The organism is Nocardia sp. NPDC058499 (genome assembly GCF_042719915.1).
Lineage (GTDB): Bacteria > Actinomycetota > Actinomycetes > Mycobacteriales > Mycobacteriaceae > Nocardia.
This window is the reverse complement of sequence record NZ_JBHXMZ010000001.1, coordinates 775221-799903: the sequence shown is the minus strand read 5'-3', so window position 1 is coordinate 799903 and position 24683 is coordinate 775221. Positions and strand designations below refer to the sequence as shown.

At 68.7% G+C, this 24683-nt stretch carries 20 protein-coding genes; 8 read left to right on the top strand and 12 right to left on the bottom strand.

Annotation, left to right across the window (positions count from 1 at the left end):
* The first annotated feature begins 129 nt into the window (after window positions 1-129).
* On the top strand, window positions 130-744 hold the full coding sequence (locus ACFWPH_RS03660; protein ID WP_378747899.1) for a DUF5134 domain-containing protein: 615 nt from the start codon (window positions 130-132) through the stop codon (window positions 742-744).
* 304 nt (window positions 745-1048) lie between these two features.
* On the opposite strand, the gene speD is transcribed toward ACFWPH_RS03660, so the two are convergent.
* The 3 genes from speD to ACFWPH_RS03645 all read right to left on the bottom strand — a co-directional run bounded on the left by speD (window position 1049) and on the right by ACFWPH_RS03645 (window position 4981).
* A complete protein-coding gene (gene speD, locus ACFWPH_RS03655; protein ID WP_378747898.1) occupies window positions 1049-1444 on the bottom strand; it encodes an adenosylmethionine decarboxylase in 396 nt (131 codons plus the stop codon).
* 33 nt (window positions 1445-1477) lie between these two features.
* Window positions 1478-3952: a DEAD/DEAH box helicase gene (locus ACFWPH_RS03650; protein ID WP_378748233.1), complete on the bottom strand. Its 2475-nt coding sequence runs from the start codon at window positions 3950-3952 to the stop codon at window positions 1478-1480.
* 93 nt (window positions 3953-4045) lie between these two features.
* The gene (locus ACFWPH_RS03645; RefSeq protein ID WP_280417008.1) at window positions 4046-4981 is read right to left on the bottom strand and encodes a PAC2 family protein; all 936 of its coding nucleotides are present in this window, start codon (window positions 4979-4981) and stop codon (window positions 4046-4048) included.
* Window positions 4982-5394: 413 nt separating this feature from the next.
* Between ACFWPH_RS03645 and ACFWPH_RS03640 the strand changes: the two genes are divergently transcribed.
* Window positions 5395-6744 (top strand): DUF4192 domain-containing protein, encoded by a 1350-nt coding sequence (locus tag ACFWPH_RS03640; protein ID WP_378747896.1) that lies wholly within the window; start codon window positions 5395-5397, stop codon window positions 6742-6744.
* A 14-nt stretch (window positions 6745-6758) separates the two neighbouring features.
* Here ACFWPH_RS03640 and galE read toward each other — a convergent pair whose 3' ends face one another.
* Complete coding sequence (gene galE / locus ACFWPH_RS03635; protein ID WP_378747895.1) at window positions 6759-7739, bottom strand: UDP-glucose 4-epimerase GalE; 981 nt, start codon at window positions 7737-7739, stop codon at window positions 6759-6761.
* A gap of 3 nt (window positions 7740-7742) precedes the next feature.
* Window positions 7743-8429: a metal-dependent transcriptional regulator gene (locus ACFWPH_RS03630; RefSeq protein ID WP_378747894.1), complete on the bottom strand. Its 687-nt coding sequence runs from the start codon at window positions 8427-8429 to the stop codon at window positions 7743-7745.
* A 183-nt stretch (window positions 8430-8612) separates the two neighbouring features.
* Between ACFWPH_RS03630 and ACFWPH_RS03625 the strand changes: the two genes are divergently transcribed.
* The gene (locus ACFWPH_RS03625) at window positions 8613-9878 is read left to right on the top strand and encodes an acetoin utilization protein AcuC (protein ID WP_378747893.1); all 1266 of its coding nucleotides are present in this window, start codon (window positions 8613-8615) and stop codon (window positions 9876-9878) included.
* A complete protein-coding gene (locus tag ACFWPH_RS03620) occupies window positions 9871-12576 on the top strand; it encodes a GNAT family N-acetyltransferase (protein WP_378747892.1) in 2706 nt (901 codons plus the stop codon). The genes ACFWPH_RS03625 and ACFWPH_RS03620 overlap by 8 nt, the downstream gene beginning before the upstream one ends.
* A gap of 344 nt (window positions 12577-12920) precedes the next feature.
* On the opposite strand, the gene ACFWPH_RS03615 is transcribed toward ACFWPH_RS03620, so the two are convergent.
* From ACFWPH_RS03615 to ACFWPH_RS03605, 3 genes are all read right to left on the bottom strand, one after another.
* Window positions 12921-13889 carry a sigma-70 family RNA polymerase sigma factor gene (locus ACFWPH_RS03615; RefSeq protein WP_033241495.1) on the bottom strand — a complete coding sequence of 323 codons (969 nt, stop codon included), beginning with the start codon at window positions 13887-13889 and terminating at the stop codon, window positions 12921-12923.
* A gap of 178 nt (window positions 13890-14067) precedes the next feature.
* Window positions 14068-15585: a methyltransferase gene (locus tag ACFWPH_RS03610; RefSeq protein ID WP_378747891.1), complete on the bottom strand. Its 1518-nt coding sequence runs from the start codon at window positions 15583-15585 to the stop codon at window positions 14068-14070.
* Between the two features lie 42 nt (window positions 15586-15627).
* Entirely contained in the window at window positions 15628-15993 is a 366-nt protein-coding gene (locus tag ACFWPH_RS03605) for a DUF3099 domain-containing protein (RefSeq protein ID WP_378748232.1), read from the bottom strand.
* Window positions 15994-16163: 170 nt separating this feature from the next.
* Between ACFWPH_RS03605 and ACFWPH_RS03600 the strand changes: the two genes are divergently transcribed.
* Window positions 16164-16400, top strand: coding sequence for a DUF3039 domain-containing protein (locus ACFWPH_RS03600; RefSeq protein ID WP_033242248.1), 237 nt, complete (start codon window positions 16164-16166; stop codon window positions 16398-16400).
* A gap of 8 nt (window positions 16401-16408) precedes the next feature.
* Here ACFWPH_RS03600 and ACFWPH_RS03595 read toward each other — a convergent pair whose 3' ends face one another.
* Window positions 16409-17488 carry a YihY/virulence factor BrkB family protein gene (locus tag ACFWPH_RS03595; RefSeq protein WP_378747889.1) on the bottom strand — a complete coding sequence of 360 codons (1080 nt, stop codon included), beginning with the start codon at window positions 17486-17488 and terminating at the stop codon, window positions 16409-16411.
* A 174-nt stretch (window positions 17489-17662) separates the two neighbouring features.
* On the opposite strand from ACFWPH_RS03595, the gene ACFWPH_RS03590 reads away from it, so the two are divergent.
* On the top strand, window positions 17663-19420 hold the full coding sequence (locus ACFWPH_RS03590) for a DEAD/DEAH box helicase (RefSeq protein WP_378747888.1): 1758 nt from the start codon (window positions 17663-17665) through the stop codon (window positions 19418-19420).
* Window positions 19421-19721: 301 nt separating this feature from the next.
* Here ACFWPH_RS03590 and ACFWPH_RS03585 read toward each other — a convergent pair whose 3' ends face one another.
* The gene (locus ACFWPH_RS03585; protein ID WP_378747887.1) at window positions 19722-20183 is read right to left on the bottom strand and encodes a DUF6194 family protein; all 462 of its coding nucleotides are present in this window, start codon (window positions 20181-20183) and stop codon (window positions 19722-19724) included.
* A gap of 62 nt (window positions 20184-20245) precedes the next feature.
* Here ACFWPH_RS03585 and ACFWPH_RS03580 point away from each other — a divergent pair, with 62 nt between their 5' ends.
* Entirely contained in the window at window positions 20246-20968 is a 723-nt protein-coding gene (locus ACFWPH_RS03580; RefSeq protein ID WP_378747886.1) for a MerR family transcriptional regulator, read from the top strand.
* 200 nt (window positions 20969-21168) lie between these two features.
* Here ACFWPH_RS03580 and ACFWPH_RS03575 read toward each other — a convergent pair whose 3' ends face one another.
* Both ACFWPH_RS03575 and ACFWPH_RS03570 read right to left on the bottom strand, forming a co-directional pair.
* A complete protein-coding gene (locus ACFWPH_RS03575) occupies window positions 21169-21720 on the bottom strand; it encodes a hypothetical protein (RefSeq protein ID WP_378747884.1) in 552 nt (183 codons plus the stop codon).
* The gene (locus ACFWPH_RS03570; protein WP_378747883.1) at window positions 21720-23471 is read right to left on the bottom strand and encodes a DEAD/DEAH box helicase; all 1752 of its coding nucleotides are present in this window, start codon (window positions 23469-23471) and stop codon (window positions 21720-21722) included. The genes ACFWPH_RS03575 and ACFWPH_RS03570 overlap by 1 nt, the downstream gene beginning before the upstream one ends.
* A gap of 262 nt (window positions 23472-23733) precedes the next feature.
* On the opposite strand from ACFWPH_RS03570, the gene ACFWPH_RS03565 reads away from it, so the two are divergent.
* Window positions 23734-24543, top strand: coding sequence for a TetR/AcrR family transcriptional regulator (locus tag ACFWPH_RS03565; RefSeq protein WP_378747882.1), 810 nt, complete (start codon window positions 23734-23736; stop codon window positions 24541-24543).
* The last annotated feature ends 140 nt before the right edge of the window (window positions 24544-24683 follow it).

Sequence of the window (24683 nt, the reverse complement as noted above, 5' to 3'; positions counted from 1 at the left end):
TTCGGCCGGGCGGCAGCCGAGCGGAGGTGCGATACGTCGGTTGGCTCCGTTCCGGTCGAAGCCGTGCTCCGGCCGGGGTTATCGTGCGACCATGTCCGATGGTGCTTCCATCGCGAAAGGCAGTGCGGCATGGGTGAATTCGAGCTCGACCAGATGGCGATAAGGATAGGTGCCGCGCTCGCCTTCACCGTCGCGGCCGCGGTGGTGCTGGCCCGGGTGACGCCGCAGGCGGGGCAGCGGGATCGCGTCGGCGCGGGCTGCGGAAGCGCGGGCGGCGACCACGAATCCGATGCGGCGCATCTCCTGATGTGCGCCGTGATGTCGGTCATGGTGTTGTTCCCCGATCGGGTACACGCCCACGCGCTGCACGGTGTACTGCTCGCGATGACGCTGGTCTTCGGCCTGCTCGCGGTGGCCCGGATCGTGCGGACCCGCTCGCCCCGCCCGGGGCAGGCCGGTGCGCTCGGTTATCACCTCCTCGCGGCGGGTGTGATGCTGGCGACCATGTCGGGTCATTCCGCCGGCGGGCACGGCGGCGGGCAGGGGGTTGTACCGGTAACCGCCCTCGCGCTGTTGTTCCTGGCCGATGCGATCGCGGTGGTTGTGGCCGCGCTGCGTGGAGGTCGTCTGTGGTGGGCTGGGCATACCGCCGCGCCGGGACGCGGATTGCCGGTCGGGGTACTACCGCACGTGATCATGGATCTCGGGATGGCCTACATGCTGGCCGCCGCCGCGTTCCGGTGAGCGAACCCGCGCTGTCCTCCTCGGCCGGTTGCGACGTGCCCGTGCAACGTCCGGGCGCCGGCTCGCCGCCGCCCCTCACCCCGATCGTGGCCAGGGCAGCGGCGACGGACTGCCGGATGCACCCAGGCGTCGTCGGCCGGAGCGCGCCGCGCCCCCGGTGAACTGTCCTGCCCGGAGCAGGCCACCGGCGCACGGCGAGGCAAAGCCAGTCGGCCAGTTCCGCCGGCTACGGCCGAACCAGGACCGAGCGACGCGGCTGCCGGTAGAGCGGGGGTATGACGGGACAGGCGCGGCGGGCAGTAAGTTATCTGCCGAGGATTCCGGCCCCACCCCTTTCGGACGCCGGTGCTCGGCCGCGCCGCACCGTCGAGATCTGCACCCGGCGCGGTGCCAGCGCGGTGCGCAGATGCTCGGCGACGGCTTCGGCGCTGTCGGCGGAGGTCCCGCAGGTGAAGACATCGACGAAGATGTCACCGGTCTCCGGATACGTATGCAGGGAAGCGTGTGATTCGGCCAGCAACGCCAGCACGGTGACCCCGTGCGGTTCGAACTGCTTGCTCACCATCTCGCAGATGGTGACGCCCGCGGTGGTCAGCGCCGCGTGCAGGGCCGCCGTGAGCCCGTCCAGGTCGTCGCACAGCGCACTGTCGACCCCGCCGAACTCGGCCAGCACATGCCGGCCGGTGAACTCCGCCGTCACAGCCCGTCGACCTCGCTCATTTGTTCTCGGCGATCACCCGGATACCACCGTGACCTCGTCGAACACCACATCACCCGCGGCATCGGATTCGGCCAGGTCCACGGTGGCGAGCACCGCCCAGCCGTGATCGCCGGCCGGGTCGTCGATGATCTGCCGTACCTGCCAGAAACCGGGGCGGGTCTCGATCCGGAACAGCTGCGGGCCGCGAGCGTCCGGGCCCGTACCGATAGCGTCGTATTCGGCGAAATAGGGTCCGAGATCGGCCGCCCAGTCCGGGCCCGGGGACAGATCCGCCAGCTCGGCCCAGCGGCGGCGGGCCGCCAGTTCGACCCGGCGGAACATCGCGTTGCGCACCATCACCTTGAAGGCGCGTTCGTTGGCCGTGATGGGACGGACGGTTTCGGCGCCGAACGCGAGCTGTTCGGCATCGGTTTCGGCGCCGGCGCCCGTCAGCTGCTCCCATTCGTCGAGCAGGCTCGAATCCACCTGGCGGACCAGTTCACCCAGCCATTCGGTGAGATCGTCCAATTCCTCGGTCCGGGCCGCCTCCGGCACGGTGCGCCGCAGCGCCCGGTAGGCGTCGGCGAGATACCGCAGGACAACACCTTCCGACCGGGCCAGCTCGTAATAGGAGATCAGCTCGGTGAAGGTCATCGCCCGCTCGACCATATCGCGCACCACCGATTTCGGAGACGGCGCGAACTCCGACAGCCAGGGGTGTCCGGCCCGGTAGGTCTCGTAGGCTGCCTCGATCAGTTCCGCCAGCGGTTTCGGCCAGGTGATCTCCTCGAGCAGTTCCATCCGCTCGTCGTAGTCGATCCCTTCGGCCTTCATCTCGGCCACCGCCTCGCCGCGGGCCTTGTGCTGCTGGGCCATCAGCAGCTGGCGCGGATCCTCGAGCGTGGCCTCGACCAGCGACACCATATCCAGCGCATAACTCGGCGAACCCCGGTCGAGTAGTTCGAACGCCGCCAAGGCGAACGGCGACAGCGGCTGGTCCAACGCGAAATCGCGCTGCAGATCCACGGTGAGCCGGGCGTAACGGCCATGCTCATCGGGTTCCGGCAGCTGTTGCACCACCCCGGCGTCACGCAGCGCCCGATACAGCCGCACGGCCCGCAGAATATGCCGCCGCTGCGCCGGCCGGGGCTCGTGATTGTCCTCCAGCAGATGGCGCATCGCCTCGAAACAGTTGCCCGGGCGCGCGATCACGTTCAGCAGCATGGCGTTGGTCACCGCGAACCGCGACACCATCGGTTCGGGCGCGGCGGCGACCAGGCGCTGAAAGGTTTCCTCGCTCCACGACACGAAACCCTCGGGCGGTTTGCGGCGCTGCACCTTACGCATCTTCTTCGGGTCGTTACCTGCCTTCGCCAGCAGCCTGGCGTTCTCGACCTCGTGCTCCGGCGCCTGCACCACCACGGTGCCCATCGTGTCGTAACCGGCCCGCCCGGCGCGGCCGGCGATCTGATGGAATTCGCGGGCTTTGAGCCGCCGGGTCCGGACACCGTCGAATTTGGTGAGCCCGGTCAGCAATACCGTGCGGATGGGCACGTTGATGCCCACACCGAGCGTGTCGGTACCGCAGACGACTTTCAGCAGCCCTTCCTGCGCGAGGCGTTCGACGAGCCGCCGGTACTTGGGCAGCATCCCCGCATGGTGCACGCCGATCCCGTGCCGGATCAGCCGCGACAGGGTCCGCCCGAAGCCGGAGGAGAACCGGAACTCGCCGAGCGCCTCGGCGATCGCATCCTTCTCGGCCCGGCTGGAGAAGTTGGCGCTGGTCAGCGCTTGTGCCCGCTCCAGCGCGGCGGCCTGGGTGAAATGGACGACATAGACCGGCGCCTGATGGGTGGTCACCAGTTCGGTGAGGGTTTCGGTGATCGGTGTGCGGGCGTAGGAGAAGTTCAGCGGCACCGGGCGTTCGGTACCGGCCACCACCGCGGCACTGCGGCCGGTGCGCCGCTCGAGGTCGGTCGCGAAGAAATCGACCTCGCCGAGCGTCGCGGACATCAGCAGGAACTGTGCGTGCGGTAGCTCCAGCAGCGGAACCTGCCAGGCCCAGCCCCGATCGGGGTCGGCGTAGAAGTGGAACTCGTCCATCACCACCTGGCCGATATCGGCGCCCGCGCCTTCGCGCAACGCGAGGTTGGCCAGGATTTCGGCGGTGGCGCAGATGATCGGTGCGGTCGGATTGACCGCCGCATCGCCGGTCACCATGCCGACCCGTTCGGCACCGAACACCTCGCACAGCGCGAAGAATTTCTCGCTCACCAGCGCTTTGATGGGGGCGGTGTAATACGTACGCCGGCCCCCCGCCAGGGCGAACAGGTGCGCACCGACCGCGACCAGTGATTTTCCCGAGCCGGTCGGGGTGGAGAGGATGACATGGGAGCCGGACGCCAGTTCCATCAGCGCCTCGTCCTGCGCCGGATACAGCGGTGTGCCCTGATCGGCTGCCCATATCGCGAACGACTCGTACAACGCGTCGGCGTCGGTTCCCGGTATCTCCAGCAGTTCGGTCAGATCCACCCGGGACACCCTACGTCGTGCCCGGTCCCGGTCACCGGCACGGTGGCCGTGTGCCGGTGATCGCGTCGCTCAGTTCTGCTCGTCGTCGGAGTAGCCACCCTGTTCGGCGAGGAAGCGTTCGAATTCTGCCCCCAGTTCCTCCCCGCTGGGCAGCTCGCCTTCACCGACCAGCAGACTGGACTGGCGTTCCTGGGCGGTGACGAAGGTGTCGTACTGGCGCTCCAGCGCCTGGACGACCGTCTCCACCTCGGCGTTGCCGGCGATATGCTCGTTGACCTGTTCGCGGACCCGCGCCGCCGCCTCGCCGAGGGCCGCCAGCGGGAATTGCAGACCGGAGTTCTCGCCGAGATGTTCGAGCAGGGTCTGCGCGGCCTCCGGGTAGGACGTCTGCGCCAGATAATGCGGAACGTGCACCGAGAACCCCAGCGATTCGTGGCCGTGCTGGGCCATCCGGTACTCCAGCAGAGTGGAGGCGCTGGCCGGAACCTGCAGCTCACCGGGCCAGCGCTGATTGTCCGGGATGAGATCGCGGTTCGAGGAATGCGCCGTCACACCCAGCGGACGGGTATGCGGAATCGCCATCGGGATGGCGCTGAGACCGATACTGCGGCTCACTCCGAGCTGTTCGGCCAGCAGCCGCACCGCGGTGGTGAACTTCTCCCAGCGCAGGTCGGGTTCCATTCCGGCGAGGAGCAGGAACGGCGTGCCCGCGGTATCGCGTACGGCCCACAGATTCAGTTCGGGTTCGGCGTAGTCGGCGAAATGATCCGTTTTGAAGGTCATCAACGGTCGCCGCGACCGGTAGTCGAGCAGCTCGTCGACATCGAACGACGCGACCAGTTCGCTTTCCAGGCTTTCCCGCAGATGGGTCGTCGCGAGCCGGACGGCGTGGCCGGCGTCGGAGTAACCCTCGAGGCCGTGCACCAGAACCGGCCCGGAGCCGTCGTCGGAGGACAGCTGCGGAGCGGGGAACTCCAGTTCGTACATTCGCGACTCGTAGTCCATCGCGTACTCCTTCCTGCGCGATCCGTCGGCGGGCCGGTCGGGCAACTGCTGTGTCCGCTGCCGCGCCGCGAGCCGCGAATCACACTTCATTGTCCCCCATGACGATGAACGGCCACACGGGGCCGTGCATCGGCTCTCTGCGGTGACAACAGCGGCCGCCGCCGGTGAATTCCCGGCCCCGAGCGGCCTCGATACCGGTAGGGGTGGTGCGCGGCCGGTGAACGAAGGGAGTGTGGCACAGCCCTCGCGCGGATGCACCCGCTTTCGGTTCGGTGGTTTCCCGCGGCCGGATATCCGGTCGCCGGGAGGGCGAATCCATGCACAACCCGAAGTTATCCACAGACTTGTCTGTTCCCGGCATCGTCCCAGCTCACGACGGCGAGCTGGGAGAACGTCCGCCGCATGATCGGTCCATGACACCCGCAGCGACCCCCATCTCACAGCCTCCCGCCGCCCCGCTGTCCGCAGCCGGTCATCCGGGTCCCACAGGCCGGGCGGCCACCGGCACGGGCACCGGTGGCCGTTGCCCGACCGCCCGGGCACTGACCGCCCGGGGGTCCGCACCGGCCGCTGCCGCGCCCGGTGCGCCACCTGCCCGGGCCGGCGACAAACCGGCCGGCTCGGCGCTGCTCCGCTGCGCCGAGGGAGCGACAGGCGAATACGATCGGCTCGCCCGGCCCGGTGGTCCGGCGCGGCTCGACGACCCGGGTGATCTCATCGCGGCGATTCCCGCCATGCTCGGATTCCGGCCCGAACGTTCGCTGGTGCTGGCGGTGCTGTGTGCCGCGCCCGATGCCCCCGACAGCGCCGTCATCGATCTCGTCGTCCGGTTCGATCTCCGGCAGCCCGCCACCGGGCGGCCGTCCGATGAGAGCACCGTCGCGGCGGCGGCATCGCGGGTATGTGGCCGGCCAGGTGTGGTGGGGGTGCTCGTCATCCTGGTCGACGAGGGATTGCCGGATCCGGAACGATCGCTACCGCAACCGATTCCGGTGCTCACCGCATTGGAGCGCCGGATGGCGGCCGCTGCCGTCCCGGTGCGGGCCGTATGGGCGGCCCACTCGATCGGTGGCGGCCGGGCCTGGTGGAGTCTCACCGATCCGGGCCGGCGCGGTCTGATCGCCGATCCGGTGGCCTCCTGGGTGACGCTGAATCGAGTCCTGGACGGCCGGCCGATCCGGCGGTGCCGAGACGAACTCACCGCACTGGTCGCGCCGGATCCCGCATTGCGCGCCGAAGTTTCGGCCGAGCTGGGTGCGGCCCGGGCCCGCGCCAAGGACCGGTACGCCACGGCCGCCCGGCATGCGGATCCGATCGGATTCCTGCGTGGCGAACTCGTCACCGTGCTCTGGCTGATTTCGAACACCGAATCCGGTGCCGATCTCGCCGCCCGCGAACTCGCCGATATCGCGGTCGCACTACGCGACCGGGAACTGCGCGACTGTATGTTCGCGCTCGCCGCAACCGTGCACGCCGAAGCGGCCGAGCAGGTGTGGTCCCGGCTGGCGCGGGCGCTCGAGGGCGCCGACCGGGCCGAAACAGCCATGCTGCTGGGCTATTTCGCCTATGTCCGCGGCGACGGCCCGTTCGCCGGGATCGCCTTGGACGCCGCCCTCGACGCGGACCCGCACCATTCCATGGCCACCCTGCTGCACACCGCGCTGGAGGCCGGGATGCGTCCGGAGCGCCTCCGCGACCTGGCGCGGTGCGGTAAGGACTGTGCCGCCACTCTCGGCGTGGATATGGATACCGCGCGGTGGTGAACGGTGTACCGAGATCAGCGGGCGCTGTGCGCGCGGGAGCCGAGGCTCTGCAGGTAGGCCCACGCGGCGGAGACGATCTCGTCGAGATCGTTGTGCTCGGGTTTCCAGCCGAGTTCGTCGACCGCCCGCCGGCTGGAAGCGATGAGCACCGCCGGGTCGCCCGCGCGGCGGGGCGCGTCGACCGCGGTGATCGGATGGCCGGTGACCCGCCGGCACGCCGAAATCACCTCGCGTACCGAGAACCCCGTGCCGCTACCGAGATTGAACACCCGGTGGGTGCCCGCGGTAGCGGTTTCCAGGGCCAGCAGATGCGCCTGCGCCAGATCCAGAATATGGATGTAATCGCGTACCGCGGTCCCGTCCGGCGTGGGCCAATCGGTACCGAATACCGAGATGGAATCCCGATGGCCCGCCGCGACCTGCAACACCAGCGGAATCAGATGGGTTTCCACCACCCGGTTCTCGCCGAGGCCGCCGTAGGCGCCGGCCACATTGAAATAGCGCAGACTGGTGGCGGCCAGGCCGTGCGCCACCGAATACGACGTGATCGCATGGTCGATGGCCAGTTTGGACGCACCATAGGGGTTGGTGGGCCGGGCCGGCGCATCCTCGGTGATCGGAACCTGCTCAGGTTCGCCGTACACCGCCGCGGTCGAGGAGAACACCAGCCGCGGTGTTCCGGTCTCCCGGATGGCCTCGAGCAGCGTGAGGGTTTTCACCACATTGCCGTGCCAGTATTTCTCGGGCTGCTGTACCGATTCACCGACCAGCGATTGCGCCGCGAAATGCAGAACCCCGTCGAAGCGCCGGGTGCGCAGCAGATCCGGCGCGACCTCGGCCACATCACCTTCGACGAATTCGACGCCCGCCGGCACCCCGTCCGCATTACCGGTCGACAGATCGTCCACCACGACCACTTCGTGTCCCTGCTCGCGCAGGACGAGCGCGCATACCCCACCCACATAACCGGCACCGCCGGTGACCAGGAGTTCCATCGATCAGACCAGCTTCACCTGGACGGCGTGGGCCATTTCGTCGGGAAGTTCGAAACCCCCGTGCCCCGGAACGGTGATCACCACGGCCCCCGGTTTGCTCTCGACCGTAACGCGGGCATCGGGTACGACACCGGCCTCCCGCAATCGGCCGATCACTTCCGGATCGGTCTGGATATGTTCGGCCAGCCGCCGCACCACCACGGCATGCGTCCGGCCCTGCGGCAGCTCGGAGAGCCGCTTGAGTGGTTCCTCGAGCAGATCGGCGGCATTGAGACCGAGTTCGTCCAACCCGGGGATGGGGTTGCCGTACGGCGAGGTGGTGGGATGGTTGAGCACCTCGACCAGCCGCCGCTCGACGTCCTCGCTCATCACATGTTCCCAGCGGCAGGCCTCGGCGTGCACGTTCTGCCAGTCCAGGCCGATGATATCGACCAGCAGTCGTTCGGCCAGCCGGTGTTTGCGCATCACCGCGACCGCCATGCTGCGGCCCTTGTCGGTCAGCTCGAGGTGCCGGTCGCCCGCGACCAGGAGCAGCCCGTCGCGCTCCATCCGTGCCACGGTCTGACTCACCGTCGGCCCGCTCTGCTCGAGGCGCTCCGCGATCCGGGCGCGCAGGGGTACTACGCCCTCCTCCTCGAGGTCGTAGATGGTACGGAGATACATCTCCGTGGTGTCGACCAGATCCTTCACTGTTGCCCCTTCGTCGGCACGAATTCTACCTGCGCACCAGCGACCCCGGTCGGACGGAGCGGGTCGCATGACGCGATGGGAATACCGGCGGCGCGCGGTTCGGCGCCGCTGTCGCACATACATGTATTTCTACTGCATGACAACGTCGGATGGGGTTCCGCCCTTCCCGATACGGTTGCGATCATGGCCACTTCAGCACCGCGGGCAGAATGCGGCGACCCGCAGGCGGCGACCGTCGTGTGGACCGACCGGTTCCTCGAGTACTCCTGGACCCCCGAGCACCCGATGAAACCGGCCCGGTTGCGGTACACCATGGCGCTGGCGCAGGCGCTCGGCGTGCTGGACGGTATCGAAACGCTGGAGCCGGCCGCGGCCGATACCGGCGAGCTGCTCCGGGTGCACACCGGGGACTACATCGAGGCGGTCCGCCGCGCCGTACCCACGGCGGTACCCGGCGCGGAACCGGCGGACCCGCCCTACGGCCTCGGCTCGACCGACAACCCGGTCTTTCCCCGAATGCACGAGGCTTCGTCGGTGATCGTCGGCGGCACCCTGGCCGCAGCCCGGGCGATCGCGGGCGGAACCACCCGGCGCGCGGTGAGCATCGGCGGCGGGATGCACCATGCCATGCCGGCGCGGGCGGCCGGCTTCTGCGTGTACAACGACGTCGCGGTAGCGATCTCCTGGCTGCTCGACCACGGTTTCGACCGGATCGCCTACGTCGATGTGGACGTCCACCACGGGGACGGTGTCCAGCACGCGTTCTACCGGGATCCGCGCGTTCTCACCCTCTCGATCCACCAGCACCCCGCGACGCTGTGGCCGAATACGGGGTGGCCGGAGGAAACGGGCAGCGGGTCCGGCGACGGCACCGCGATCAACCTGCCGCTGCTACCGGGCACCCGTGACCCGCAATGGTTGCGCGCCTTCCATGCGGTCGTCCCCGGTGCGATCGCGGCGTTCCGGCCGCAGCTGATCATCAGCCAGTGCGGAGTCGACACCCACCGGGAGGATCCGCTGGCCGATCTCGACCTCGGCATCGAGGGCCAGGTGGCCGCCTTCGCCGCCATGCGGGACCTGGCCGATCGGTACGCCGAGGGTCGCTGGCTGGCGGTCGGCGGTGGCGGGTACGGCCTGGTCCGGGTGGTGCCGCGGGCGTGGACCCAGCTCCTGGCTCTCGCGCTGGACCGCCCGGTGGACCCGGCGACCGCGATACCGCAGGATTGGATCGATCTCGTGCACACCGAAAGGCCGCGGATATCGCCGCCCCGCACGATGGGCGACGGTGTGGACATCGCGTTCCAGCACTGGGACGGTCCGGGGGGGACCGCGGAAACCGGGGATGCCCGGATCGACCGCGCGCAGCGTGCGGTCGATACCGCCGTCCTCGCCACCCGCCGTGCGTGCTTCGGCCCGCTCGGCCTGGATCCGGAGGACCCGCGTGACTGAATCGGCCGATAGCGTTCCCGACGACCCGGCCCCCGCGCCGCAGCACTGGCACGCCGACGTCCTGGCCTCCGACGGCGGCGTGGTGCGGTTACGCCCGATCACCCCCGCGGACGCCGACGAACTGCAGCGCTTCCATACCGCGCTCTCGGAACGCACCCGGTACCTGCGTTATTTCGGGCCCTATCCGCGGATCTCCCCGAAGGATCTGTACCGCACCACCCACGTCGACTATCGCGATCGGGTAGGTCTGGTCGTCGTCCTGGGGGATTCGATCATCGCCGTGGGCCGCTACGAACTGCTCGACCGCTCGGGGAAGCGTTCCGCGGAGGTCGCGTTCGTCGTGGCGGACGGTCATCAGGGCCGCGGCCTCGGTTCGATCCTGCTGGAGCATCTGGCGGGGGCGGCGGCGGAGAACGGGATCGAAACCTTCGTCGCGGAGGTGCTGGCGGAGAATACGGTGATGGTCACCGTATTCCGGGAGGCCGGTTACCAGGTGGAACGCAGCCGCGACGGGTCGGTGCTGCACCTCGAGTTCGCCATCGATCCCACCGAGGCGCTGCGTTCGGTCCGGGATGCGCGCGAGCGGGCCTCGGAGGCCCGCAGTGTCGGCAACCTGCTCGCGCCGCGTTCGGTAGCGGTGATCGGTGCCACCCCCAGTACAGGGCGGGTCGGTGGGGTGGTCCTGGCGAACCTGCTCGACGGTTCCTACCACGGTGCGGTGTATCCGGTGAATCCCGGCCGTCGTTCGGTCCGGGGAGTGCACGCCTATGCCACGGTGCGCGATATCCCCGACGAGGTGGATCTGGCGGTGGTGGCGGTACCGGCCGCCGAGATCGGTTCGGTGCTCGACGACTGTATGGCCAAGGGCGTCAAAGGTCTGCTCGTGTTGTCGGCCGGATTCAGTGAAACGGGGGAGCAGGGCCGCGGCCCCGAAGCGGAATTGGTCGCGGCCGCCCGCGGCCACGGGATGCGGGTGGTCGGCCCCAGCGCCCTCGGGATCGCCAACACAGATCCCGCGATCGGCCTCAACGCGACGTTGGCGACGGTGTTGCCCGGTCGCGGGCGAATCGGGTTCTTCTGCCAGTCGGGCCCTTTGGGGGTGGCGATCCTGGCCGAGGCGGCCACCCGGAATCTTGGCCTGTCCACCTTCGTCTCCGCCGGTAATCGCGCCGACGTCTCCGGCAACGATCTGCTGCAGTACTGGGATACCGATCCCGATACCGATGTGATCCTGCTGTACCTGGAGAGTTTCGGTAACCCGCGGAAGTTCTCCCGGATCGCGCGCCGGGTCGCGCGGAACAAACCGATCGTGGCCGTGAGCCCGAGCCGGCTGGCGGCGCGTGGGGATTCGGGCGGGGAACTGGACCGCGCCGTCGTTCGCGATCTGTTCGCACAGTCGGGTATCGTTCAGGCGGAGTCGATCTCGGAAATGTTCGACTGTGCGGCGCTGCTGGGCTACCAGCCGCTACCGCGCGGTCCACGCCCGGCGATCGTGGGAAACAGCACGGCCCTGAACTGGCTCACCGCCGACGCCGCACGCAGCGAGGGGCTGAGTGCCGCGGAACCGGTGGATCTCGGGCCGCAGGCAATGCCCGAGGATTACCTCACCGCCGTGACCGCGGCGCTGCGGTCGGACGAAACCGATGCGGTGATCGTTATTTTCGCGCCGCCGATCCCCTTACCGCAGACCGGTTATGCGGAAGCCATCCGCACCGCGGTGGCCACCGTATCCGGCGATAAGCCGGTACTCACCACGTTCGCCAGTGGGGACGGTATTCCTGATCTGCTCGCGGTGCGCGGTCCCGGTGCGGCGGCCATCCGCGGCTCCATCCCGTCGTTCCCGGATCCGGCGCGCGCGGTGCGGGCACTGGCGCGGGTACAGCGTTATGCCCGCTGGCGTGATCGTCCGGTGACGCCGGGACACGACGGCACCGCCCGGCCGGAAGCCGAACAGTGCCGGCCGGCCGGGATCGACAGCGAACGAGCGGTCGCCTTGATGGCCGGATGGATGGGCGATTCGGGTAGCGGTCGACGGCTGGCCGATGACGAGACCGTCGCGCTACTTGCCTGCTACGGAATCTCCGTCGTCGACTTCCGTGCGGTCCGCGATGCCGATTCGGCGGTGGCCGCGGCCGCGGAGCTCGGGTATCCGGTGGCCGCGAAGGCGACGAACGAAAGCTGGCGGCGGCGGCCCGATATGAGCTGGGTGCGTTTAGATTTGTGGCGGCCCGAGGCGGTACGCCAGGCCTACCGTGATCTGGTGGAATTGTGCGGCGATCCACTGCTGCATATCCAGCGCATGGCACCCAAAGGTGTGGGCTGCGTGCTGCGGGTTCAGGACGATCCGGCATTCGGCTCGGTCATCGAATTCGGGCTGTCGGGACCGATTATCGAACTTCTGGGTGATCGGGCCTATCGCGCGCTACCACTGTCCGCGGAGGAGGCCGCCGCCCTGATCGACGCCCCCCGGGCCGCGCCGCTGCTGAATGGCACCCCGGCCAGCCCCCGGGTCGACAAGGCCGCCCTGATCGACCTGACCCGGCGTATATCGGCCCTGTTCGACGACCTCCCCGAAATGCGGGAACTGTCCTGCGAGCCGGTATTGGCCAGTCCGGAATCGGCCGCGATCCTGTACGCCCGCGCCCGCATCGGCCCGCAGCCCAGCCGTTTCGACACCGGCCCCCGGCGCCTGGGCTGACGCCGGGTACCGGCCGTGGCGGTCGACCGGCAGTCCAGGTGCCGCGGCAGGTCCGGGGCCGGTGCGCAAATCGCATTCGTCTCGGCACCGAGAGGTGCACGGTCGGAGCTACCGCTTCGGGGTTGTGATGGCGGCTCTCCGGCCGGGGCATGGTTCGGAAACCGGGGCCGCAAATCCGGCGGACCGCCGTGCAAATGTGATCCGATCAGCGCCGGATGGGAATGAATAGGGACGGGCGGCCGGGCCGGCCCCGTGCGCAGCCGGATGCGGCCGATCGTCTCCCCGAACGACCGATGACCGGCCGAGGTGGCCGGTCATCGTTGCTTTTCTGGGGTGTTCGGCGCTCAGCTGGCGTAGGCGCGCAACCGGTCGGCTCGTTCGCCCTTGCGGAGTTTCGACATGACCTCGCGCTCTATCTGTCGGACCCGCTCACGGGACAGACCGAACAGTTTTCCGATCTGATCGAGAGTGCGCGGCTGCCCGTCATCCAAGCCGAACCGCAACCGGATGACCTGCTGTTCGCGTTCGTCGAGGGTGTTCAGCACGCTGCGGACATCGTGGTGCAGCAGGCCGGCGATCACGGCGCTTTCGGCCGATGTCGCCTCGGAATCCTCGATGAAATCGCCCAGCGGGGCTTCCTCGTCGTTGCCGACCGGCATATCCAGGCTCACCGGATCGCGGCTGTGGTCGAGTAGATCGGAGATCTTCTCCACCGCGATACCCGATTCGGCGGCCAGTTCCGCGTCGGTGGCCTCCCGGCCGAGCTGCTGATGCAGTTCGCGCTTGATCCGGGCGAGCTTGTTGACCTGCTCCACGAGATGAACCGGGAGCCGGATGGTGCGGCTCTGATCGGCCATACCGCGGGTGATGGCCTGGCGGATCCACCAGGTGGCATAAGTCGAGAACTTGAAGCCCTTGGCGTAGTCGAATTTCTCCATCGCGCGGATCAGGCCGAGATTGCCTTCCTGGATCAGGTCCAGGAGCGGCATCCCGCGGCCCGTGTACCGCTTCGCGAGCGAGACGACCAGCCTCAGGTTGGCTTCCAGCAGGTGCGACCGTGCGGCTTGGCCCTCCCGGACGACGATCGCCAGATCACGCTTGCGGGTCGCCGACAAACGCTTGCCGGTCTCCAGCAGGTGCTGGGCATAGAGACCCGCCTCGATGCGCTTGGCCAGTTCCACTTCGTCGGCGGCGGTGAGCAGCGCGGTCCGTCCGATCCCGTTCAGGTACACGCGTACCAGGTCGGCGGCGGGGCTCTGGGCGTCGAGGTCCATATCACTGGGGCGCACACGAGTGGTGGCGGGGCTTGTCATGACTTGCCTCCTGTCGGTGGTGTCTCACTCCGAACAACGGACCCGACATAGGGAAAGTTCCCTCGCCGGGCGCGGATAAACCGCTCTGAACTGCGGTTTTCAGCGATGCGTTCTGAGAAGTTCCTGAGAACAGAACAGACCGGGACACCGGGAACGGCCACCGCCGCAGGGTGAGCGTCTAGACCGGGTGCACCAGTCCGTGCCGCACCAAGCCCGTGACCACCCCCAGTGCCGCCGCGGCGAATTCCGGGTCCACCTCGTCGGATCCCTGGGACAATGCCAGCAGTTCGATCAGTTCGTACAACGGCAGACCGTCCGATCGCATTCCCGCCAGCAGGGAGACCGTGGTCTCGTCGACTTCGTGTTGCCAGCGTGGCCCGTCGCCGCGGTGCAGGCGGGTCACCCGCTGATCCCAGCCGTCGTCGCCGGGCAGGTAGACCCGTTCCAGCGCGGTCGCCGGGTCCACCCGGTAGCGGGCATTCCAGGCGCGGGCCGGGTCCGCTGCCGCCGTACGCAACCAGGCCGACCGTTCGAAATGGGCGAGTGCCTCCGCGCCGAGCGGGTCCTCGAAACCGTGGGTCAGATCTTCGGCCAGCACCTCGGTCGGCCCGTCGATCGCGCGCAGGTAGACGAACCCGAACCCGATTCCGGTGACGCCGGCCCCGTCGAGGGCGGTGAGCCATTCCCCGGCCCGTTCCTGGGCCGCCGGACTCCGCGGATCCAGGCCGGCGTCGCGCAACCAGGTGCCGACGTAGAGGGCGGGGTCGGCGATATCGCGCTGGACGACCCATGCGTCGATGCCGTATTCGGGCAGCCACCCGGAAACACGCTGCCGCCAGTCCTCGTCCTCGTTGTGTACCCAGGCGGCGAGGACGGCCGCCGTCCCGCCGGGTGCGAGCAGGTCCGGGACGCGGGAGAGCACCAGTTCGCTCGCTCCGTCGAGGGCGAGCCCGGAATCCCGGTAGGTGTGCTCGATCCGGGCGGGACCGACGACGAACGGGGGATTGGCGACCACCTGGTCGAACGCGCGCCCGGCCACCGGCTCGAACCACGATCCGGGGAGGAGTTCGAGGTCGAGCTCGTTCAGCGCGGCGGTCGCTTCGGCCAGCCACAGGGCGCGCGGATTGATATCGGTGGCGGTCACCGAACGGGCGTAGCCGGCGGCGTGTATCGCTTGGACACCGCAGCCGGTGCCGAGATCCAGCACCGAACCGACGGGCGCGGTCGGGGTCGCCCGCAGCAACGACAGCGAGGCATGACCGACGCCGAGCACATGGTCCTCGGTCAGCGTCCGGCGGTGCATCGAATCGTCGAGATCGGACAGGACCCAGCGATTACCCGCGCCGGTATCGAGCGGGCGCAGATCGAGGGCCGCGCGCACCAGATCGCCCTCCGTGGACAGGAGGCCGGCCGCGACGGCATCGGCCACCGCGACCGGCGCCAGTGCCGCGGCAACTTCGGTTTCCGGGACCGCATCGCCGAGGAGTAACAGCCGCACCAGTGTGCCCAGGTCGCCCGCGGTGCGGGCGACTCGCCGCACGGGGACCGGCTCACCGCGACCGAGCGCGCTGTGCACCTCCGGGCCCAGGACGTCGAGCAGAGTGCCGGCGTCGTAGCCCACCCGGATCAGCGCCGCGCGCAGGTCCGGGCACAGTGCGGTCAGCGGTGAGGCGGCGGTCGATCCGTGTATGGGCACAGCAGTACTCTGCCACCCGCGTGTGGTGCTGCCGGGAGCGCGCTATCCGTCGATCGCGTCGTGGCTGCGTTCCTCGAGCGCGGTGCGCGGTTGGTCCCAGCGGCTGGGTTCGTTCTTGTCCCGGGGCGGGCGATCGTTGGCGATGAGCACCGCGACCCACGGCAGGGGGACCGAGGCCGCCATGATCAGGATCGCGATCAGGGCGTTCCCGAAGACGGAGTAGGAGATACCGGCCAGGATCAGCGCGGGAATCCGGAACGCCATGATGATCGTGTAACGGCGTACCCGGGCGCGATGCTGGTCCTGGAAAGAAGGCGCCGCCTCGGTGATCAGTGCCGCGTGTTTCGCGTCGTCACCGGGAAAGTATCCGGACGAACGGGGGGTACGCGCCGGCCGCGGTGCGCCGATGTCTTCACCGAGACCGCTCGCACCGGCGTCGATGTGCTCCGGGCCGCGCCCGGAGTCTTCGCCGTGCTGCTGCATACCTTCGAGTCTTGCACTACCGCGCCGTGGGCGTAACCCCGGTGGGTACCCGGCGGTGCGTGAGGACGGCCGCGCGGTACGGCATCATGGAGTGCGTGAGTACCGATACTCTGGTTCGCCCCGATACGACCACCGACGAAACCACCGGTGACGACACCCCGAAGTTCTTCCACTATGTGAAGAAGGACCGGATCGCCGAAAGTGCCGTGATGGGCACGATGGTGGTCGCGCTGTGCGGTGAAGTGTTCCCGGTGACGCGCTCGGCGAAGCCCGGCTCGCCCGTCTGCCCCGAATGCAAGAAGGTCTACGAGCAGCTGCGTAAGGGCGACTGAGCGCCGTATCAGCGCGTGGTCGACGGCGCCGGTTTGCCACCGGTGCCGTTGTGGCGTGCGTGCCCGCGGTGCTGCGGCGGGATCCGGTGCGAACCCGGTTCCGGCGGCTCACGATCCTCGCCCGGCGGTGTATCGCGGCGTTTGGCGAGCCAAGCCTTGAACTGTTCGATGCGGGTCGCCCGCGCCGGCCAGAACTCCTGTACGGCGGCATTGAACTCGGCGCCGAGAATCACCGCGAAACCGAGGAAGAACGTGAACAGCAGGAAGGCGATCGGGGTCGCCAGCGCGCCGTAGGTGACCCCGGTGCGGGTGACCAGCGTGAGGTAGCGGCGCAGCACTTCGCTGGCCGCCATGAAGAACACTCCGGCCAGCAGCGCTCCCCAGAACAGCCGGTGGTATGGCAGTGAGCTGTGCAGCGCGAATTTGTAGAGCGTGGCCAGGCCGACGATGAGTAGTAGCCCCACCGCGGGGTAATAGAACGAATCGATCAGCCGTAGCCCGGGTTCGCGCCAGCTGTCGGGCAGGATCCGGCCGATCAGCACCGGCCCCAGCGCGATCAGCGGCAGGATGAACACCGCCGCGATCAGGAACTGCACGTACAGCAGCAGGGCGAAGATGCGCTGCCAGACCGGGTGGCGCGCGTCCTGCTGGCCGTGTGCTTCCACGATGGCGTCGACGAAGGTCGCCATGGCCGACGAGCCCGCCCAGAGCGAAAGCACGAAGCCGACCGAGACAAAGGCCGCGCGCCCCTGGCCGAGGACATCGCGGACGGTCGGCTCGATGAGATCGGTGACAACGCTGGGGTTGAAGAGATCACGGCTGAAGGTCAGGATTTTCGATTCGACGATCTCGACGGTGTCGGGGCCGAACAGGCCGCTGACATAGCCCAGGCCGCCCAGCAGTCCGAACAACAGTGGTACCAGCGATAACGTCTGCCAGAACGCCGCGGCGGCGGATTTGGCGAAGATCGAATCGTTCCAGGACTTCACGGCCACCCGGACGACCAGCCGCCGCGTCTGGACCAGAGCATGCCGCAGCCACGAGGTATCCCGGCGCGGGCTCCCGTATCCGTTTCCGTAGCTGTGCATGGTCAGTCCAGCATCTCCTACCGATCCACCCTGTGGCGTGGCGCATGGCGAACGTGTCGGCGGTCGGCAGGTGAATCACCGGTGACCGGCGCGGCGCGATCGAGGTGTGACACCCGTCGCGGCGGCCGCGCCGGTTTGGCACCATTGCGGCGGCGGCCGCTAGTGTTTGTCTCCGTGACCGATACGAACGGCGCCACGGCGACGGCAGTTCCGGGCGCATCCCTGCGTGCCTGGCAGCGGCGCGCCCTGACCCGTTATCTGGCCACCAAACCCCGTGATTTCCTTGCTGTTGCCACCCCCGGCGCAGGTAAGACCACGTTCGCGCTGCGGGTGGCCGCCGAACTGCTGGCCGATCGAACGGTGGACCAGATCACCGTGGTCGCGCCGACCGAACATCTCAAACACCAGTGGGCTGCCTCGGCGACGCGTTCGGGGATCGCGCTGGATTCGAACTTCTCCAATACGACCGGCGGCACGTCGGGGGACTATCACGGCGTGGTCGTCACCTACGCCCAGGTGGCGGCGCATCCGTTCAAGCATCGGGTGCGCACGGAGAACCGCCGCACCTTGGTGATTCTGGACGAGATCCATCACGCCGGTGACGCCAAGAGCTGGGGTGATGCGGTGGCCGAGGCTTTCGGCGACGCCACCCGGCGGCTGGCACTGACCGGTACCCCGTTCCGCAGCGACGACAGCCAGATCCCGTTCGTCACCTACGAACCCGACGAAGCCGGGCTGCCGCGGTCGCGGGCGGATCATTCCTACGGCTATTCGGAGGCGCTGGCCGACGGTGTCGTGCGCCCGGTGGTTTTCCTCGCGTATTCGGGTGAGGCGCATTGGCGCGACAGCGCGGGCGAGGAGTACACGGCCCGGCTCGGTGAACCGCTGAACGCCGAGCAGACCGCCCGGGCCTGGCGTACCGCGCTCGATCCCGCCGGCGACTGGATCTACGCCGTCCTGCGCGCCGCGGATATGCGGCTCGCACAGCTGCGCGAAGGCGGTATGTCCGACGCGGGCGGACTGGTGATCGCCTCCGACCAGGAACGCGCCCGGCTGTACGCCGAACTCCTGGAACATCTCACGGGTAACAAACCCGTGCTGGTGCTGTCCGATGATCCGGCGTCCTCGGCCCGGATCGGCGAGTTCGCCGCCGGTAACCAGCCGTGGATGGTCGCGGTGCGCATGGTCTCCGAAGGCGTGGACGTCCCGCGGCTGGCGGTCGGGGTATACGCCACCAGCGCCTCCACACCCCTGTATTTCGCGCAGGCCATCGGACGTTTCGTGCGTGCCCGCCGCAGCGGTGAGACGGCCAGTGTGTTCCTGCCCTCGGTACCGGTTCTGCTGGACCTGGCCGCGCAACTGGAGGTACAGCGCGACCATGTGATCGGGAAGCCGCATCGGGAGAAGGACGGTCTCGACGACGAGCTGCTGACCGAGGCGAACAAGCAGCGCGACGAACCGGGTGAGGAAGAGAAACGGTTCGTTCCGCTGGCCGCCGATGCCGAACTCGATCAGGTGATCTACGACGGGTCCTCGTTCGGCACGGCAACCTTCTCCGGTAGTGCCGAAGAGGCGGATTATCTGGGTATTCCGGGCCTTCTCGACGCCGAGCAGATGCGCGCACTCCTGCGTGAACGTCAGGCGCGTCAGGTCGCCGAGCGGTCCAAGCCCGAACCGGTTTCCACCACACCGGTTCCCGACCCCGCCGGTGGGGCCGCCGCCGGTAATGCCGCCGAGCGGGTGGCGACCGCCGACAAACTGGGTGAACTGCGCCGGGAACTGAACAGCCTGGTCGCGATGCACCACCACCGCACGGGTAAACCGCACGGGGTCATCCACGGCGAACTGCGCCGCCAGTGCGGTGGCCCGCCCACGGCCCTCGCCACGGCAGATCAGCTTACCGAACGCATCGCCGCGCTGCGCCGGATGTGATCCGCCGGCACGTTTTCCGCGGGTCGGCCCGGCCGACGGCGCCGCTCGGGCTACGGTGCTGCCGACGATAACGTTGCCACACTCGCGTTCCTCGCTGGACCGGCTGGGCTCGGCATCAGGGGGATCTTCGTCACGGTCGGCGGCGAGGCGAACGCGTAGCCCGGAACCGGGCTCTGAGGCATCAGCCGCATCGGATGATGCAACAGTGCCCCGAGTGCCGATGGGCACGGGCGTGGACATATTCGGTACGGGCGCCACCGCCCGCTCACCGCCGGCGGAAGCCGGCCAGGCGCTCGGTTGTCTACCATATCTTTTCCGTGCGTGAGCGGGCGCGGCCGTGCGCAGTCCCGAGTAGTTCCCGAACCGCCGCGGAGGTACGTTGCCCCGGGTCGACGACTGCCAGCCAGCCCGCGGTTCCGTACACGGGATGGGCGATGACGGTGTCGCGTGCGCTGGGATCGTCCTCGGCAGAGTTCGCGTCGCGAGGCGTGTGGCCGGTCCACTCGCGGAACGCTTCCGGGCCGGCGCTGATATTCAGGCGGAAACTGCCCGGGCGGTCGAGCTGTGATTGCTCGTCGCCTGGATAGTTCTTGGTCACGATGGTGGCGAACGGCTGGGTCCGGGCCGGTACCTCGCCGTCCGGCGCGTAGTAGAAGAAGGTATCGCCCCAGGCGATTTCGGGGGAGCCGTCGCCGGGGCCCGGCCGCAGCGTCAGGACGCCGTCGAGTGTGGTGAGGTATCCGATGATCTCGTCGATGGTCATGAGTTCAAGCGTTACATTGAATTGCTTGTGGAGACTTCGACCCGAATATGGCAGGTGGTGACATGCAAACTCGCAACTCCGCAGGTCTGCGCACCGCGGAGGTCGCACGCCGCACGGGGTACTCCGTTCAGCAGGTGCGCAACCTGGAGCGCGACGGTGCGCTGCCCCCGGCGACCCGGACCGCAACCGGGTACCGGGTGTACGGCGAGGTCCATATCCGGTCGGCGCGCGCGTATCGCGCGCTGGCCTCCGGTACCGACCCGGCCTCGGCGAAAACAATCCTGCGCGCGGTGCACGACGGAGATCGCCACCGGGTGTTCGCGCTGCTCGATACCGCGCACGCCCGGCTCGACCGCGAACGCCGGGACCTGCACGCCGCACGGACCGCGGCCCGGACCATCGCGGACGAACCCCTCACCGATATCCGCCCCACGGACGCCATGAGTATTTCCGAACTCGGCCGGGCCCTGGGGGTGCGCTCCTCGACACTGCGGCACTGGGACGCCGCCGGTTTGGTGGTACCGCGCCGCGCCGAGACCCGGGAAACCCGTGTCTACTCACCCGACGATGTACGGGCCGCGCGGCTGGTACACCAGCTCCGCCTGGCCGGCTACGGTATCGAATCCCTGCGTCAGCTGGTCCCCGAGCTCCGCGGGCGGCGCCACTGGAACGATCTCGCGACTGCGCTGACGGCGCGCGATACCCGGATCGACTCCCGTTCCGCGGCCCTGTTGCAAGGCGCCGCCGCGCTGAGCACCCTTCTCGGCATCCCTGGGGCCGGATGAGCGACCGTCCTGGGGTACGCGCACAGCGGGTTTCTCCCTCGCTATGCGGCAGCGGTTCGACAGGTGGTCGATCACCGGGAAGCGTGGCGTCGTATGGGCAGCCATCACCCGACACGTGGCGTGCTGCGGCGCGCCGGTGAGAAGGCTGCCCAGCGATGAGGCCCGCCGAACGAGGCAACCGGCGGTATCCGACGCGTCGCTCATACCTCGAAGTACGTTGCGGGATCGACGGCGTTGAGGGGTATCCAGCGCGGGGCCTCGGTGGGTGCCGCGGAATCGTCGGGCCCCGGATCGTGGCAGTAGCCCTGTAGGTCCAGCCCGAACCGAGGGTTATCGTCCACCTGGCGCGCCACGGCGTAAAAGGTCGCCAGAACGTGCACACATCGTTCGGTGCGGGCGGTGCAGGAGCAGTCGATCGCCGCCGGAACCGGAGCCAGCGGCAGGCCCGCATCGGCCGCGGCGGCGTACATCTCGTCGGTCGGCACCGTTGGTGCGGTTCCCACAATCGGGGCCAGCGCGGTCACGACGGGCCGGGGGAGCGGTGTGAGTTCGATATGGGTGACCGACGCCCGACCGCCGCGGTGGATATGCGCCCGCACGATCCGGCCCTCGGCCTCGGTACGGACGCCGTTGTTGCGGGCGATACTGCGGGCGCGGGGCAGCAGCGGATCCGGGCGGGTCTGGCGCAGTGGTTCGGCCAGGCGCACCCAGTCCATCCCCCAGCGGGTGTAACCGAATTCGTTGTCCGCCATCAGTTGCCTCGCTTCCGTCGCAGGATCTCCACCAGCCGGTCGTCGTCGAGCCGGGCCAGTTCGGCGATACCGGTGCCGGCGCCGAAATCGGTCAGCGCGGATTTCCGCCGCTGCATATCCGCGATATGTTCCTCCACGGTGGTGGCCGAGGTGAGGGTCGTGACGGTGACGGTGCGAGTCTGGCCGATGCGGTGCACGCGGTCGGAGGCCTGGGATTCGACCGCGGGATTCCACCAGCGGTCGAAATGGATCACATCGGCGGCCCGGGTCAGAGTGAGCCCGGTGCCGGCCGCCCGCAGGCTCAGAACCAGTACCGGCGGGCCTTCCGGGGACTGGAATTCGTCGACGAGGGTGGCGCGTTCGGTCTGCGAAAGCCCGCCGTGGAAGAAGGGCGCGGTGATCGCGAACTGTTCGTCTAGATGCCGGACCAGTAGCTCACCGGTGCCGCGGTACTGGGTGAAGATCAGTGTCGGCGCGGCATTGTCGAGATTGTTGGCGACGATATCGGCACACAGGTCGAGCTTGCCGGATCGCCCGGCGAGTTCGGTCGTTTCGCCGCTGACGAGCCCGGGATGGTTGCACACCTGCTTCAAGGCGGTCAGCGCCGCCAGGATCCGGGTCTGCCGCCCGGCGCCGGTGCCGAAACCCTCGTCCACGGCCCGGTCGAGCAGACTGTCGTACAGCCGTTCCTGTTCCGGGGTCAGATCGCACAGCAGATCCGAGTGGATCTTTGCGGGCAGCGAGGCAGCGACCTGATCCTTGCGGCGCGTAAGCAGTACGGGTTCGACCGCATCCCGCAGCCGTGCGGCAGCCTCGGACGACCCCTGTTCGATGGGTTTCACGAAACGCCGCCGGAACTGGGTGCGGTGCCCGAAGATCCCTGGTGCGACGAGATGCAGAAGCGCCCACAGTTCGTCGAGGTGATTTTCGACAGGCGTCCCGGTGAGGGCGACGACCGCGCCTGCGGACAGTGCCCGCGCCGCCTTCGCCACCTGGGTTCGCGGATTCTTCAGCGCTTGGGCCTCGTCGTAGGCGATCGTTGCCCACTCGGTGCCGGTGAGCCCGCTGCCGTGCAGGCGCAGCACGGGATAGCCGGTGACGACGACGGTTCCGGGTGCGGTTTCCACCGGCCCGCCTCGCCAGGGCGCCGGCCGCAGACCCGGTGCGAAGCGGTTGATCTCGTGCACCCAGTTGCCGACGAGGGAGGTCGGGCACACCACCAGTTGAGTGCCCTGCTCGGCGCGTTCGGTGAGTAGCCCGATGGTTTGCAAGGTTTTCCCCAAGCCCATCTCGTCGGCCAGGACCGCGCCGCCGTGGTGTGCGACGGTGTCCCGCAGCCAGGCGATCCCCCGTACCTGATAGGGGCGCAGGTCGGCCTTCAACCCGGTCCGCATCCGATCGGCTGTCTCGGCGGTATCTCGCAGGACCGAGAGGGCGTGCTCGGCGTCCACGATCGCGGTGCCCTGGGTGTTGGGGACGGCGTGTGCGGCCACCGGAAGCTGCGCCGCGGTACCGGTCAGATTCGATTGCCAGGCGCGTGTGGAGTTTCCGGGACGGTCGACCGGGAGAGCGGCGAATCGTTCGGGTTCCACCAGAGCGCAGTGGACCTGCGCGATCTGGAGGTGGGCGCTGCCCGCGCGGAGCTGCGCTGTGGTTCCGCCGGGAACGGTCAGCGGCAGAGTCGCGAAATCGCCGAGCCCCGGGGGCGGCGGTCCGGTATCGCGACCCGTCCACGTCCACAGTGCGAACATGTGCCGGTCGGGCAGGTAGGTGGTTTCGACGGTCGGCAGGGGGCACCCCCAATATCATCGTATTGCGTACGGAGTAATATTCGGAACGCGTACGCTACCGGATTTGTTCCCGGGCCCTGCCGCACGGCCGGCGCCCCGGACCGAGAACAGGGAGATCCATGGACGGCTACCCGTATCGGCCGATCGCCGGAGGCATCATCCGGTGCACCGCTCGGCGGCGGTGCACGGACAAGCCCGCCGTACCCCGACCGGCGGATACAGCGTGAGCGAGTCGGCACCGAATGCGGCGGAACACGGTCACGCAGCAGGTTCTGCCGGGAGCCGGGAAAGCGATACGAAGCGGGCCGGCGACCCGGCGCGAACCCTGCTGGAGCTTTTGTGGCGGCACAGCCTGCCGCCGCGGACGGGTGGGCGCGGCCCCCGGCAGACCGTGAGTGTCGACGATGTCGTCACTGCGGCGATCGGCCTGGCCGACCGGGAGGGCTACGAGAAGGTGTCCATCCGCGCCGTCGCCGCCGAGCTGGGGCTGCGGCCCATGAGCCTGTACACCTATGTGCCCAGCAAGGAGGCGCTCACGGTGCTGATGGTCGATGCGGTGGCCGGGGCCGACGCACCGTTGCCCATCGAAGTACCCGCCCGGGAGCGGCTGTCCGCCGTCGCCCGGCAGGTCCGCGACGAGTTCCTGGCACATCCGTGGCTGTTCGAGGTGCCGTCGTGGCGGATGGTGCTGGGGCCGGGTCGGACGCGGCGCTACGAGCAACAGCTGGCGGCCGTGGACGGTATCGGTCTCGACGATCCCGGGATGGACCGGGTGATCTCGGTCCTCACCCAGTTCGCCACCGGTAACGCCCGGACCGCGCTCGCCGCGGCCCGCAGCACGCGCGAGCAATCCGACGCCGACTGGTGGCAGACCTACGGTCCCCTGCTGACCGAGGTCATGCCCGCCGCCGAATACCCGCTGTCGACGCGGGTGGGCGCCGCGGTCGGCGAGCTGTACCAGGCGCCGGGTGATCCGGCCGGCGATTTCGAATACGGGCTCGCGCGGTTGATCGAGGCGATCCTGCCCGGATGAGATGTGGCGGGGGGACAGAGGGGGGGCCTCCACCAACAAAAAGGGGGTTGTTGTTCTCGGACGTTTTTTCTTGAACGCCAAAAAGGCACAAGAGGGGGGGGGAAGCCCCCTTCCCCACCACGTCCCCCCCCCACCAGCCT